Source organism: Sorangium sp. So ce381 (assembly GCF_051473845.1).
GTDB classification, from domain to species: Bacteria; Myxococcota_A; Polyangia; order Polyangiales; family Polyangiaceae; genus Sorangium; species Sorangium atrum.
In genome coordinates, this window is the sequence record NZ_CP150336.1 from 11,644,424 (window position 1) to 11,659,105 (window position 14,682).

Here is a 14,682-nt window from a genome sequence, read left to right on the forward strand (position 1 = left end):
GAAAGAACCTCAGGAGGCTTTGGCCCGGTACGGCTCGGCCATGGCTACAAGGACCTTGCGCGGGCCGCGGTAGGGCGCGCGCCCGTGGGCGACCAGCATGTTGTCCGCGAGGAGCACGTCCCCCTCTCGCCAGGCGAACTCCACGGCGAGCTGCCTGTACACCTCGCGGATCTCGTCGAGCGCGTCGGCCTCGATGGGCGATCCGTCTCCATACATGGCGTTGCGGGGCAGGTCTTCCTCGGCGAAGATCGAGAGGAGCGCCTCCCGCGCGGCCGGGTCCAGGTTGGAGACGTGGAACAGGTGAGCCTGGTTGAACCACACCTGCTCTCCGGTGCGCGGGTGGGTCGCCACGGCCTGGCACACCTGGCGTGTGCGCAGCTCGCCGTCGGCCTTCCACACGCACTCGATGCCTGCCGCCTGGCAGAAGCGCTCGACCTCGGCCCGGTCGTCCGTGCCAAAGACCTTCTGCCACGGCAGGTCCAGGCCGTTGCCGTAGTTGCGGACGTACATCACCTTCTTCGCCGCGAACCGCTCCCGTATCCGGGCCGGGATGCGGCGGAAGACCTCGCGGCTGTCCGCGATAGGCGTGCTCCCCCCCTCGGGCGCGGCCTGCGCGCAGTGAAACCAGATCTTGAGCGGCCAGTCGAGCGTGTACGACTGCTCGTTGTGAAGGGGGATGTGCTGGTGAGCGGGGTACTCCGTCGACGTGTAGATCCGGTCCTGCACGTGGGAGCGCGGCGTCGACCCGAACGTGTAATCGAGGAGCTCCGGCGTCACGAGCCGGACGAAGGCGTGGAAGTCGGCGAGCGACTGGACCGGGAAGCCGCGGAACAGCACCGCTCCGTGCCGGATCAGCTCCTCTTCCGCGCACGCCCGGATGGACGCGGCGAGCGCGGGCACGCTCGCCGCGTCGCCGCGGCCGAGCGGGCTCACGACGAGCGGCAGGGCGTGGTCCGGGAAGTCCGGGAAGAACGATCGCGACAGGCCTGCCGCCTCGCTCCGCGCCGCGCCGTCGGGCGCCTCGCCCTGTGACAGAGCGCTCGAGGCGGTCACGACGGCCGGCCCTCCTCCATCTGCTTGCGCAGGCTGAGCGGCCGCATGTCGGTCCAGACCTCCTTGATATAATCAAGGCACTCGGCCTTCGTGCCCGTCTTGCCCGCGTCGCGCCACCCGAGGGGGTTTTCGCGGTACTCGGGCCATATCGAGTACTGCTCCTCGTGGTTCACGACGACTTTGTAAATGGTGTTGTCTTCGCGTTCATCGTTGGCCATGGACTCCTCCGTTTCGAGATGCGGTGATGACGTCAGCGGCGCTCGGGAACGAGCGTGATCGTGTGTTCGGCCGGCCCCGCCAGGAGCGGCAGCGGGCGCCCGTCGACCCAGGCGCGCTGCTGATCGCGGTAGTGGGGCGACCGCGGGTCGCCCGACTGGCCGGCCGGCATGTGCAGGATGCCGTCCTGCTCGTGGCCCGGCGAGACGACGAGCCGCTCGCTCGCGGCGACCGCGTGGACCGCCAGGCGCACGCAGAAGCCGCACCCCGCGAGCGGCTCGTCGGGCATGTTGAGGAGCGCGGCGAGCTCCGGGCTCGCGCCGAGCGGGTGCGCGATCCGCACCCGGCTCACCGCGCCCCACTCGAGCTGGTCGAGGGGCCGCCCGCCGTTCTCCTGCTTCACGGCGGTCATGGCCTTCTCCAGCGCCGCGAGGACGAACGCGTCCCATCCGCCTGCCGGCGCCGGCGCCAGATCGGCGGAGCGCGCGTGCGTGTCGAGGACGCGCTGGAGGGGCGTGTCGATGTCGGGCAGCGCGAGCTCGAGGTCCGGCTCCGCGGCGCGGCTCGCACCGAGCCACGCGGCGAACACGTCGTCGGCCAGGACGCGCCGGAACCGCACAAGGAGCGGCAGCCCGACGCTGGACACGTCCGCCCGGCCGTCCCACGCGGCCACCGCGCGCCGCGCCTCGGCGAGCGCCGGCCGCTTCGACACGGCCTCTCCGGTGAGCGCGCGCAGCGCGAGGTCGCGGTAGAAGCCGAAGAACTCGGCCCGCGTATCGAGCTGCAGCTGGAACAGGTCCGCCTCGGCGACCTGGCGCGCCTCGCGCAGGCGCTCGGTGATGCGGTAGGCGCGGTAGCCGTTCACGTAGTCGTGGCCGAGCACCGGCGCGCCCTCGCCGAGCGGCATGCGGTGGTTGGCGTTGACGATGAACCCCGACGGCGGATCGACGATGCGCGGCAACGTTGCGGGGGCCAGGTAGCCGTCCCAGCCGGCGCGCCCGTCGGCCCAGGAGACGCTGACCGAGCCGTCGAACCCGCGGCGCCGGGGCATGCGCCCTGTCACCGTCCACGCCACGCGGCCGGCTCGATCGGCCAAGAGGACGTTGCACCCGGGCCCGCCGGCGGCGCTCATCACGGCGACGGCATCGTCGACGCTCCGGACGCGATCCATCTCGAGGAGCCCGATGTCGACCCCCTCGGGATCGAGCGCCGTCCAGCGGATCGCGACAGGCGCTCCGAGGAGCGGCCGCGCCGCGACGGGCCCCCAGATCGTGCTGCGGACGGTGACGCTCGCGTCGGGCTCGCCGCGGACCTTGATCGTCTCCTGCGCGACGTCGAACCGCCTCCACCCGGAGGGCGTCCGGTACTCGCCCGGGCGCTCGGGGAGGGTCTCGAGCCGCACGAGGTCCATCACGTCGCCGAGGAGGCTTGTCAGCCCCCAGGCGACATGGCGGTTCGTCCCCACGATGACCACGGGCACGCCGGGCAGCACCACGCCCGCGACCTCGCGCTCGCCGTAGCGGAGCTCGGCGCGGTACCAGATGTTGGGCACGCCGAGCTGGAGGTGCATGTCGTTCGCCAGGATGGCGCGGCCGTCCCGCGTCCTCTTGCCGGCCACCGCCCAGCTGTTCGAGCCGATCGGCGCCTCGCCGGCGTCCTCGCTGAGCACGCGTCGGCTCGGCGGGCGCTCCTTCCGCTCCTTCCGGCCCTGCGCCACCAGCGCTCGCAGCGCCTCGGCCGGCAGCGGCGGAGGCGCGGCGGCCTGCGCGCCGAGCAGCGACCTCGTGTACGGGTCGACGCTCTCGAGCAGGAAGGGCATCACGCCCTTCGGGAGGCTCTGTGTCAGGACCGTTTGCGTCCGCTCGATGTCCTCGCTCTCGCTGAGGGCGTTGAACATCCCCAGCACGACGAGGACGCTGTCCTCGGGGCGCCACGGCTCGGGCCGATAGCCCAGCTTCTGGAACTCGACGGGCAGCGCCTCCGGGCTCCGGAGGTACGCGTTGACGCCCTCGGCGTACGCGTCGAGCGCGGCGCGCTGGCTCTCCGGCAGGCGCGCGAGGATCGCCGCCGCGGCTTGCGGGACGCCGAACTGGCGCTGCCGGGTATCGGCCTCCAGCAGGCCGCGCCCGAGGATCTCCGCGAGCCGCCCTCCGCTGCTCCGGCGGAGCAGGTCCATCTGGAACATCCTGTCGCGCGCCGTGATCAGGCCGAGGGCGCGGAGCGCGTCCTGCCGGGAGGCGGCGCGGATCGTGGGGATCCCCAGCCGATCGGACGTGACGGTGACGGTGTCCTCCAGGCCGGACAGCGTCGTCGCGTTGCCGGCGCGCTGCGCCGGGGCTCGGGTCACGCCCGGGGCTCTCTCCGCGCAGCCGGCGGCCGCCAGCGAGACGAGCGCCGAGGCGAGGAGTGATCGAATGTCACGCTTCATGCTTCATGCTCCGTTGCTCTGATGGCCTCATGGCCGCTGGCGCTGGGCTCCAGCGCGGCCTGCCGCTCGACGGGGAGGCGATGGAACTGCGCCGAGCGGGCCCGACCGCTTTCGTCGACACGGGGGCTCGCGGCGTGCTCTCTCGGCGCCGATCGCGGCTCGGCGGCGGTCGCGGGCAGCTCCGACAGGCGGCCGAAGTCGAGCCGCAGGCAGCGATCCGCGAGCGCGAAGTACTGGTCGTCGTGCGTGATGACGAGGGCCGTCTTGCCCCTCGCCCGGAGCTCGGGGAGCAGCTCCGTGTAGAAGAACCTCCGGAACTGGGGATCCTGGTCGGACGCCCACTCGTCGAACACGTAGAACGGCCGGTCCTCGAGGTAGGCGGTGATGAGGGCGAGGCGCTTGCGCTGCCCCTGCGACAGCCCGGTCACGCGGAGGGCGCCCTGCTCGACGCGCACCCTGTGATCGAGCTGCAGCCGCTCGAGGTAGCGCCGGGCGCGCTCGTCGAGGTCGGGGCCGTTCAGGCCGAGCAGCTGCTCGAAGAGGTGGAAGTCCGCGAAGACGACCGAGAAGAGCTGTCGATACCGATCGCGGCTCGCATCGTCCACGGCCGCGCCGTCGAGCCGGATCTCGCCGGACTCCGGCGCGTAGAGCCCGAGCAGCAGGAGGGACAGCGTCGTCTTGCCGCTGCCGTTGCCGCCGACGAGGTACACGATCTCGCCGGGCCGGAACGCCAGATCGATGGGCCCGAGCTGGAAGCTGCCTTCTTCCTTCTCCCGGTAATAACGGTGCGTGACGCTGGCCAGCTCGATTGACTCCCACGTCGCGCGCGCGCCCTCCGCGCCGCCTCCGCGCGGCGGCGCCGCGGCCTCGGGCGTCAGCGCGAGTCCGAGCTGGCTCGCCTTGTCGAGCGCGATGCTGGCGCGCCCGACGGACGGCAGGAGCTCGACGATCTGCGCGAACGGCGTCATCAGGAAGAGCATCGCCAGCACCACGCCGGAGCGCGCCGGCGTCGTCAGGCCTGCCCAGACGGGGAGGGCGAACAGGGCGATCCCGAGGACGGCGTAGAAGAGCAGCGTGCCCCAGCCCATCGCGACGGCGTATTCGGTCGTGCCCGCCACGAACGCCCGCTCGTACGTCGTGACGCTGCCGCCGAGGACATCGGACAGGAACGCCCTCCCGCGCCCGCGGTGCATCTTGAGCTCCTTGATCCCGCCCGTCAGCCCGCGGAAGTGCTGGAACAGGGCGTCGCTCGTCTCGCGGGCGAGCGTGAACGCGCGCATCGCGCGCCGCTGGTGCGTCCGGAAGAGCAGGGCGCCGAGCGCCATCGCGCCCAGCACGATCGCCAGCGCCGACCACGCGATCCGCCCGATATAGGCCAGGCAACCGAGGACGGTGGCCAGGTTGACGCACAGGAGGGGCAGGTGGATGTACGCCTGCGAGATCACGGCCGGATCGTCGTTGAGCGTCGCGAGCAGCCTGTGGGGGCCGACCTGCTCGATGTGGCGCAGCGGCGCTTCGAGGATGCGCTGGCTGAGCTGCACGCGGAGCTCGGCGATCAAGGCCTGTCCCAGCCGGGTCAGGAGCACCTGGGAGACGGCCCTGCTCAGCACGCCGGCGACGGCGAGCCCTGCGAAGGCCCAGGCGAGCTGCGCAGCGGGGCGGTCGTCCGCGGAGAGCGCCTCGTGGACGAGCGCGATGACGCCGGCGGCCGCGAGGCCGCTGATCACGCCGGCGGCGATGGCGAGCAGGAGGGACCGGCGGGACCGGCGCACGAGGAAGCCGAGCACGCTCACTTTCGTCCCTTCGCCTTCGAGCCGCCCGGCTCGCCGTCCGGGAGCGCCGGCGCCTTGGGGCCTCCGGCGCTGGGGAGCCGGCGCGCGGTCCGGGGCAGCGCGACCAGGGCCGGCTCGGGGCTCGCGGGCGCTTGCCCTCGGGCCTGCTGGACGCGCTCCACGAGCGCGGCAACGGTGGGCCGCTCGAGGAACTCGCGGAGCGACAGCTCCACCTGGAACGTCTCGCGGACGCGGTTGAGGATCTGCAGGGCGAGGAGCGACTCGCCGCCGAGGTCGTAGAAGCCCTTTCCGGGCTCGACGTGCTCGATGCCGAACGCCCGCGCCCAGATGGCCGTCACCTGCGCCGTCACCGCGTCGGGCGACAGGCCCTCGGCAGCGCCGGCGGCCACCTCCTCGGCCGCGGAGGTCCCGACCGAGGTTGAGGTCGAACCGACCGAGGTTGAGGTCGAACCGACCGAGGTTGAGGTCGAGCCGACCGAGGTTGAGGTCCCGACCGGGGTTGAGGTCGAACCGACCGAGGTTGAGGTCGAACCGACCGAGGTTGAGGTCGAGCCGACCGAGGTTGAGATCGCCCCCCTCGCTCCGGGGCGCTCCAGCCAGTACCGCTTTCGCTCGAACGGGGTCGCCGGCAGCGCGACGCGCCGCCGGTGCCGCCCCGCCTGCAGGCCTGCCCAGTCCACCGCACCGCCGGCCGCCCAGACCTGCCCGGCCGCGTCGAGCAGCGCCGCCCCCGCCGCGCCCTGGTGTGCAGGCTCCCGCCCCATGGGCATCGACGCGAGCGCCAGCGCCTCCCCCGCGAGCTGCCGGCTCAGCGCCGTGAGCGTCTGCCCCGGCCCGACCTCCAGGAAGATCCGCTCCGCCTTCTCCCGCAGCGTCCGCACGCCATCGGCGAAGCGGACCGTGCTGCGGAGGTGCCGGACCCAGTACTCCCGGTCCTGCGCCTCGGCCGCCGTGATCCATGTCCCGGTGACGTTCGAGACCCACGGGATGCGCGGCGTCCGCAGCGTGACCCTGCCCACCGCCTCGCGGAACGCCGCGAGGGCGCCGTCCATCAGGTGCGAGTGGAAGGCCCGCGCCGTGCGCAGCCGGCGCGCCTCGATCCCCCGGCCCGCGAGCTCCTGCTCGACCCGCTGGATCGCCGCCGCCCTTCCGGACAGCACGCACTGCCGCGGCCCGTTGACGGCGGCCAGCGCCACCTCGTCGCCGATCCAGCCCGCGATCTCCGCCTCAACCGCGGACACCGCGAGCATCGCGCCGTCCGGCGTCGCCTCCATCAGCCGCCCCCGCGCCGCCACCAGCGCCACGGCGTCCTCGAGCGACAGGCACCCCGCGAGGCAGGCGGCCACGTACTCGCCCACGCTGTGCCCGAGCATCGCGTCGGGCGTCACGCCCCACGCCATCCACAGCCGGGCGAGCGCGTACTCCACGACGAACAGCGCCGGCTGCGTCATCGACGTCCGATCGAGGCGCCGCGCGGCCTCCTCGACGTCCGCGGGCGCCGGGAACAGCAGCGTCCGGAGGTCCGTGCCCAGGTGGCGCTGCAGCAGCGAAGCGCAGGCGTCGACCTCGGCCCGGAACACGGGCTCCGTCTCGTAGAGATCGCGGCCCATGTCGGGGCGCTGGGTGCCCTGCCCGGGGAACAGGAACGCGATCGCCCGCGGTCCGGCCACCGGCCCGCCCGTGCGCACCGCGTCGCTGCGATCGCGCAGCGCGCGCGCGGCCTCCTCGCGCGAGCGGCACACCACCGCGCGGCGGTACCCGAACGCCCGGCGCCCGAGCTGCTGCGTGAACGCCACGTCGCCGAGCTCGAGATCGGCGTGGGTCTCGAGGTGCTCCGCGAGCGCGTCGGTCAGGCGCTCGAGCGACGCGCTCGACCGGGCCGACAGCACGAGCAGCTCGCACGGCCGGGGCGGGTCCGCCTCCGGCGGGGGCGGCGCCTCCTCGAGGACGACGTGCGCGTTCGTGCCGCCGATGCCGAAGGAGCTCACGCCGGCGCGGCGCGGGGCGCCGGGCGTCGACCACGCCGTGAGCTCGGCGGCCACGCGGAAGGGGCTGTTCTCCAGGTCGAGCGCGGGGTTCGGCGCGCGGAAGTGCAGGCTCGGCGGGATGCGCCCGCGGGCCACGGCGAGCGCCGCCTTGATCAGCCCGGTGACCCCTGCGGCCGCGTCCAGGTGCCCGACGTTGGTCTTCACCGAGCCGATCGCGCAGAAGCCCTTCCGGTCGGTCGTCGCGCGGAAGACCTGGGTCAGCGCGGCGATCTCGATCGGATCGCCGAGCGGCGTCCCGGTGCCGTGCGCCTCCACGTACGTGATGGAGCCCGCGTCCACGCCCGCGGCCGCGTGCGCCGCGCGGATCGCGCGCGCCTGCCCGTCGATGCGCGGCGCGGTGTACCCGACCTTGGCCCGGCCATCGTTGTTGACGGCCGATCCCTTGATCACCGCGATGATCGCGTCCCGATCCGCGATGGCGTCGTCGAGCCGCTTCAGGAGGACCACGCCGACGCCGCTGCCGCCGACGGTGCCGCGGGCGGCGGCGTCGAACGCGCGGCAGTGCCCGTCGGGCGACGCGATCGCGCCTTCCTGGTAGAGGTACCCGCTCTTCTGCGGGACGCTGACGGAGGCGCCGCCCGCCAGCGCCAGATCGCAGTCGCCGGTGAGCAGCCCCTGGCAGGCCAGATGCACGGCGACGAGCGACGTGGAGCAGGCCGTCTGCACGGCGATGCTCGGCCCTTCCAGGTTCAGCTTGTACGACACGCGGGTCGTGAGGAAGTCCTTGTCGAGCGCGAGCAGCGCCGCGATGTCGGCCGCCGATTGCAGGCGCGGCCCGTCGGGGAAGAGGTGGGGCAGGTACCCGCTCAGGCTCGATCCGGCGTAGACGCCGACCGGGCCGCCCGCGCGCTCCGGGTCGATCCCGGCGCTCTCGAACGCCTCCCACGCGCACTCCAGAAACAGCCGGTGCTGCGGATCCAGCGCCGCGGCCTCGCGCGGCGTGAACCCGAAGAGCTCCGCGTCGAACAGCTCGATGTCGTCGAGCACCGCGCGCGCCCGCACGTACTCGGGCCGCGCGATCAGCGCGGGGTCCACGCCCGCGCCGAGGAGCTCCTCGTCGGTGAGGATCGAGACCGACTCGACGCCCGCGCAGAGGTTTCGCCAGAACGCCGCCACGTCCGGCGCGCCCGGGAAGCGCCCGGCCATGCCGATGATCGCGATGTCCAGACCCGGGCGGGGCTCGCCGCCGATCGGTGTCGTCATTTCTTTGTCTCCAGTCCGCCGCGCCGCCGCGCGAAGATCTCCCCGCGCCGCTGCTGCGCGGCCCTCGCCCGCTCGCCGTCCGGCGCACCGCCCTGCGGCGCCGCCTCGGCGCCGGGATCCCGGCTCAACGCCGCCGCGAGCGAGGCGATCGTCGGGTGCTGGAACAGCACCAGCAGCCGCAGATCCCGGTCCACCGTGTCGCGCAGCCGGCTGTGGACCTTGGCCAGCAAGAGCGAGTGTCCGCCAAGATCGAAGAAGTTGTCGTGAATGCCGACCTGCGGGACCGACAGCACCTCTCGCCAGATCGCCGCGAGCGTGCGCTCCAGCTCGGTGCGCGGCGGCGTCGTGTCCCTGGCGGTCGCGGCGAGCGCCTCCGGCGGCGGCAGCGCGCGCCGGTCCACCTTGCCGTTCTGCGAGAGCGGCAATCGCTCCAGCACGAGGATCGGTGTCGGCACCATGTAGCCCGGGAGCGCCTTTGCGGCCCACGCCCGCAGCGCCTCCTGCTCCGGCGCCGTCCCGTCTCGCCCCGTCACGTAGCCGACGAGTCGCCTGTTGCCCGGCGAGTCCTCCCGCGCCACCACCACGGCCTCGCGCACGCCCTCGTGCTGCATCAGCACGCTCTCGATCTCGCCGAGCTCGATCCGGTATCCGCGGATCTTCACCTGGTGATCGAGCCGGCCCAGGTACTCCAGGGTCCCGTCCCCTCGCCACCGGCACGCGTCGCCTGTCCGGTACAGCCGCGCTCCCGCCTCCGCGCGGAACGGGTCTGGCACGAACCGCTCCGCCGTCAGCGCAGGGCGGTTCAGGTAGCCGCGCGCCACCCCTGCTCCTCCGATGTACAGCTCGCCGGAGACGCCCACGGGCACGGGCTCGAGCTTCCGGTCGAGCACGTAAAGCTGCGTGTTGGCGATGGGCCGGCCGATCGGCACCGAGGCCGCGTCTCCCTCGCCGCGACCCGCCTCATGGATGCAGCAGCCGACCACCGTCTCGGTCGGCCCGTACTCGTTGATCAGCCGCGTCTCGGGCGCGTTCTGCTGCCAGAACTGCAGCGTCGACCCGCTCAGCGCCTCTCCTCCGATCACGAACGCCCGTGTGCGCTGCGCCGCCTCTTCCGGCCTGACGAGGTGGTTGAGCACCGCCAGGTGCGCGGGCGTCAGCTTCACCAGGCTCAGGCCCTGTTGCTCGCAGAGCGCCCGGGCCAGCCCCTCGCCCTCCACCTCGCCTGCCAGGATCACCCGGCCGCCCGCGAGCAGCGGCGCGTAGAGCCCCGTGATCGTCAGATCGAACCCGATCGACGAGTGCACGAGCGCGCCTTGCCCCTCCGACACCCGGTACGCCTCCACGCACCAGCTCAGGTAATTGACAAGGCCCCGGTGCGGGATCATCACCCCCTTCGGTTTTCCCGTCGAACCCGAGGTGTAGATCACGTACGCCAGGCACTCCGGCGTCCCCCGGCGCTCTGGATTGCCGCCCGGCGCTCGCTCGATCCTCTCTCGCTGCGTGTCCAGGCACAGCGTCCTGGCTCCTCGCCCTTCCAGCCTCGCCGCGAGGTGCTGTTGCGTGAGCAGCACCGGCGCGCCGGTGTCCTCCACAATGAACTGGAGTCGATCGTCGGGGTAACTCGGGTCGAGCGGCACGTACGCGCCTCCCGCCTTGAGCACGCCCAGCATGCCCACCACCATGTCGATCGACCGCTCCACGCAGAGCCCCACCGGCACCTCGGGCCCCACGCCGAGCGACCGGAGGTGATGCGCGAGCTGGTTCGCTCGCCGGTTCAGCTCGCGGTAGGTCAGCGCCTCCGCGCCGGACACCACCGCCACCGCCTCCGGCGTCCTCTCCACCTGCGCCTCGATCAGCTCATGGGCGCAGCGATCCAGCGGCGCCTCGGCGTCCGTGGCGTTCCACCCGATCACGAGCTGCTCCCGCTCGGCCGCGTCCATCACCTGGAGATCGGCCAGGCGCACCTCCGGCCCGCCGGCGAGCCCGTCGAGGATCGCGAGCAGGTGCCGCCCCATCCGTGCGGCCGTGGCGCGATCGAAGAGATCGGTATTGTACTCCCACGCTCCCCGCGCACCCCCCTGCGCGTCCAGGGTGAGGCCGAGCGTCAGATCGAACTGGGCCGTGCCGGTGTCCACCCGCTGCACGCCGATCGTGAGGCCAGGGATCTCCGGCGCCTGCTCCGGCGCGGGATCCATGGCGATCATCACGTTGAACAGCGGCGTGTGGCTGAGGTTCCGCTCGAGCGAGAGCGCCTCGAGGACGCGCTCGAACGGCGCCTCCTGGTGCGCCTGCCCCTCCAGGACCGCCGCGCGGACGCGCGCGAGGAGCTCGGTCACGCTCGGATTGCCCGAGAGGTCGACCCGCAGCGCCAGCGTGTTGAGCAGGCACCCGACGACGCCCTCCAGCGCCGCCCGCGGCCGCGCGGTGACCGGCGTCCCGATGCACACGTCGCTCTGGCCCGTGTACCTGTGCAGCAGCGAGAAGAGCCCCGCCGCCACGATCGTGAACAGCGTCGCGCCCGTGCGCCGCCCGAGCGCGCTCAGCCGCGCCACGAGCTCCGGTGAGAGCGCGAGCTCCTCGCGCGCCCCAGCGTAGGTCTGGACTGGAGGCCTCGGTCGATCGGTGGGGAGCTCGAGGGGAGGCACAGGCCCCTTCAGCCGGTCGCGCCAGTACGAGAGCTCCTGTTCGCGCGCCGCCGCCCCTTCGTTCCGGCGCTGCCACAGCGCGTGATCCGCCTGCTGCAGCGCGAGCGGCGCGAGCGCCGGGGACCGCCCCGCGGCGAAGGCGCCATAGAGCAGCGAGAGCTCCCGCAGGAGCACGTTCATCGACCAGCCGTCCGCGATGAGGTGATGGCAAGTCACGGAGAGCACGTGCTCTCGCTCGCCCGTGCGGAGGAGCGCCCAGCGCACGGGCGGCGCCTCGGCGAGGTCGAACGCGCGCCGGGCCTCCTCGCGCAGGCGCGCTTGCAGCGCGGACTCCCGCGCTTCGTCTGCAAGAGCGCTCATGTCCTCCAGCGGCAGCGCGACCGGCGCGGGCGGCGCGATCCTCTGGACGGGCCTCCCTTCGACAGAGGGAAAGCTCGTGCGAAGGGCCTCGTGGCGCGCCGCGAGCTCCGTCACCGCCTTCTCGAGCGCCCCCGCGTCGAGGCCCCCGGCGAGCCGCACGGCCGCCGCGATGTGATAGACCGGCGCCCCCGCGACCAGCTGCTCCAGGAACCAGAGGCGCTCCTGCACGAGGGACAGCGGAAGCCGCTCCGGCCGCTCTACTGGCGCTACCGGCGCGCTCCCGCCCGCGGGCGCGCCGGCCTGCCTCGCCTCGATCCAGGCCGCGAGCGCCGCGACGGTCGCCGACTCGAAGAGCTGCGCCGGTCCCACGTCGATGCCGAGCGCCTCGCTCACCCGGCCGCTCACCTGCATGGCCCGCAGCGAATCGCCGCCCAGGCTCAGGAACTCCTCGCTCCGGCCGACCTGCGCGCGCCCCAGCACCTCGGCCCAGATGCCTGCCAGCGTCGTCTCCAGCGCCGTTTGCGGCGGCTCCGCGCTCTCGGCCTCGACGCGCGCGTCGAGCGCCGACTGCCACACCACATCCAGCGATCCCTCCAGGAACCGGCCGCGGCACGCCCTCCGCTGCACCTTGCCGCTCGTGGTCCGCGGCAGGCTCCCCGGCTTGATGAGCACCACCGCGTGGACCGCGACCTCGTGCCGATCGGCCACGGCGCGCTCGATCGCCGCCCCGAGCTCCGCCGGCTCCGCCGGCCCCGACGCGGGCGCGCGCCGCCCGAGCTCCTGGACGATGACGATGCGCTCCTCGCCGTCGACGTCCACCGAGAACGCCGCGCCCCCGCCGGCGCGGAGGCCCGGGTGGCTCTCCTCCGCGGTGAGCTCGATGTCCTGCGGGTAGAGGTTGCGCCCGCGGACGATGATCAGGTCCTTGAGCCGGCCCGTCACGTACAGCTCGCCGCGTGAGAAGAACCCGAGATCGCCCGTCCGCAGGAACGGCCCTCCTCCCGTCGAGAGCCGGGCCTCGAACGTCAGCGCCGTCTCCTCCGGCCGCTCCCAGTAGCCCTGGGCCACGCTCGCTCCGGCGACCCAGATCTCCCCGACGCGCTCGTCCTTGCAGGGCCTGAGCGTCTCCGGATCGACGATCCGCACCTCGTCGCCCGCGGGTGATCCCCCGCAGCCCACGAGGGACACACCGTCCTCCGGCCTGCGCGGCTCGAACGCCGCGTATCCCTGCGCCAGACCCGCGCGGTCGACGGCGCGCACGACGGGCGGCGCATCGGCCGCTCCGCCGGTCACGAGCAGCGTCGCCTCGGCCAGCCCGTAGCAGGGATAGAACGCGCCGCGCCGGAACCCTGCAGGCGCGAACGCCTCGGCGAAGCGGTCGAGCGTCGCCGCCCGGATCGGCTCGGCCCCGTTGAAGGCCACCTTCCATGAGCCGAGATCGAGACCTTCCCGCTGCTCCGGGGGGATCTTCCGGATGCACAGCTCGTAGGCGAAGTTCGGCCCGCCGCTCGTCGTGGCCCGGTAGCGGGAGATCGCCTCCAGCCAGCGCCGCGGCCTCATCAGGAAGTGCTCGGGCGCGAGCTGGATGCACGGCACGCCCACGTAGAGCGGCTGGAGGATGTTGCCGATGAGCCCCATGTCGTGGTGCGGCGGCAGCCACCCGACGATCACGCTCTCCTCGGTGTGCGCGAACGCGCGCTGGATCATCAGCTCGTTGCGCAGCAGGTTGCCGTGCGTGAGCACCACGCCCTTGGGCGTCCCGGTCGAGCCCGACGTGTACTGGAGGAACGCCACGGTCTCGGCGGTCACGCGCGGCGCTCGCCACGCGTCTTCCTGGCCGCCCCGGATCGTGTCGACGGCCATGCAGCGCAGGTGGCTCAGCTCGGCGAAGCTCGGGTCGTCGCGGAGCATCGTCACCGCGCCAAGGAACGCCTCGGTGGTGAGCACGACGCTCGGCCGGCAGTCGCGCACGATGGCCAGCACGCGCATCAGCCCGCTCTTGCGCTGCGGCAGCGGGACCGGCACCGCGACGAGCCCCGCGTAGAGGCAGCCGAAGAAGGCGGCGATGAAGTCGAGCCCCGGCGGCACCAGCAGGAGCGCGCGGTCACCCGCCCGCGCGCCGCCCTGGAGCTCCGCGGCGACCGCGCGCGCCCGCCGATCGAGCTCGCCGTACGTCATCGCGCGGGTGTCCGCCTCCCCGTCGACAAGGAAGGTGGTTGCGTGCCCCGACGGGCGCTGCTCCGCGCGGCGCTGGAGGAGCGCGACAAGCGTCGCAGGCTCGTTCGCGCCGCCGCCGCGCTCGTTGATCGCACGCCCAGGGGATCGGTTCGACTCCATCGCCACCTCAGCTCCAGACCGAAAAAGAAAGCCCGGTGAAAAGCAGTCGCGTTCACCAGGCCCCGGGCTTCGAGCCTGCTGACGCAGAGCGTCGCGAGCTCGAAATGCCTGACGGCTCCCTCAGCGACCGCGACACGCGCCTGTCGACGTGCTGATGAAAATGAAAATGATGATCAAGTTCTCAGAGGCGGTTGTATGGAATACCGATCCGACTGGTGTCAAGGCAAAAACCGACACCGGCCGGCGACGATGCGCGACGAGGGCGAGCGGAGCGGCGGACGGGGGCCGGCTCCGGGTGCCGGAGGAAGCTCTGTCGGGGCGTGGCCGGACGAGGAGCGGCCCGGTCAGCGGGGCGCTCCAGGTCCACCTCGGAGGGATCAAGTCACGGCCCGGAGGCGCACGGAGAATCCACCATAGATGGAATCTTGAGTTCTGGACGATGCGTCCCGGTCAACGAATGAAATTGAATTCTGTTTTCATCTTGGGTACCGAAAAGTTCGGACATGTTGGTCAGTTCGGTTCCCCAACCGCCGCGTCCCGAGCCGCGGGCCAGGTTCAAGGTGGACGCGGTGGCGCGAGGTGCTCTCGCGCTTCGAGGC

At 72.8% G+C, this 14,682-nt stretch carries 6 protein-coding genes; all 6 read right to left on the reverse strand.

The annotated features are described in order from the left end of the window. Positions 1-9: 9 nt before the first annotated feature. The 6 genes from WMF29_RS43635 to WMF29_RS43660 all read right to left on the reverse strand — a co-directional run bounded on the left by WMF29_RS43635 (position 10) and on the right by WMF29_RS43660 (position 14,083). The gene (locus tag WMF29_RS43635; RefSeq protein ID WP_437331232.1) at positions 10-984 is read right to left on the reverse strand and encodes a TauD/TfdA family dioxygenase; all 975 of its coding nucleotides are present in this window, start codon (positions 982-984) and stop codon (positions 10-12) included. A 65-nt stretch (positions 985-1,049) separates the two neighbouring features. Continuing rightward, positions 1,050-1,271, reverse strand: coding sequence for an MbtH family protein (locus tag WMF29_RS43640; protein ID WP_437325953.1), 222 nt, complete (start codon positions 1,269-1,271; stop codon positions 1,050-1,052). A gap of 32 nt (positions 1,272-1,303) precedes the next feature. Next, positions 1,304-3,697, reverse strand: a complete 2,394-nt coding sequence (locus tag WMF29_RS43645; RefSeq protein ID WP_437325954.1) for a penicillin acylase family protein — start codon at positions 3,695-3,697, stop codon at positions 1,304-1,306. After that, a complete protein-coding gene (locus tag WMF29_RS43650) occupies positions 3,694-5,490 on the reverse strand; it encodes a cyclic peptide export ABC transporter (RefSeq protein WP_437325955.1) in 1,797 nt (598 codons plus the stop codon). Before WMF29_RS43650 ends, WMF29_RS43645 begins: the two co-directional genes overlap by 4 nt. Beyond that, positions 5,487-8,741: a type I polyketide synthase gene (locus WMF29_RS43655; RefSeq protein ID WP_437325956.1), complete on the reverse strand. Its 3,255-nt coding sequence runs from the start codon at positions 8,739-8,741 to the stop codon at positions 5,487-5,489. Before WMF29_RS43655 ends, WMF29_RS43650 begins: the two co-directional genes overlap by 4 nt. After that, positions 8,738-14,083, reverse strand: a complete 5,346-nt coding sequence (locus WMF29_RS43660; RefSeq protein WP_437325957.1) for an amino acid adenylation domain-containing protein — start codon at positions 14,081-14,083, stop codon at positions 8,738-8,740. The genes WMF29_RS43655 and WMF29_RS43660 overlap by 4 nt, the downstream gene beginning before the upstream one ends. Between the last annotated feature and the right edge of the window lie 599 nt (positions 14,084-14,682).

What these genes read in the sequence shown, in the direction of transcription:
- WMF29_RS43645 (WP_437325954.1), bottom strand. Translation starts at nt 3,697, where the DNA reads ATGAAGCGTGACATTCGATCACTCCTCGCCTCGGCGCTCGTCTCGCTG.
- WMF29_RS43640 (WP_437325953.1), bottom strand. Translation starts at nt 1,271, where the DNA reads ATGGCCAACGATGAACGCGAAGACAACACCATTTACAAAGTCGTCGTG.
- WMF29_RS43660 (WP_437325957.1), bottom strand. Translation starts at nt 14,083, where the DNA reads ATGGAGTCGAACCGATCCCCTGGGCGTGCGATCAACGAGCGCGGCGGC.
- WMF29_RS43655 (WP_437325956.1), bottom strand. Translation starts at nt 8,741, where the DNA reads ATGACGACACCGATCGGCGGCGAGCCCCGCCCGGGTCTGGACATCGCG.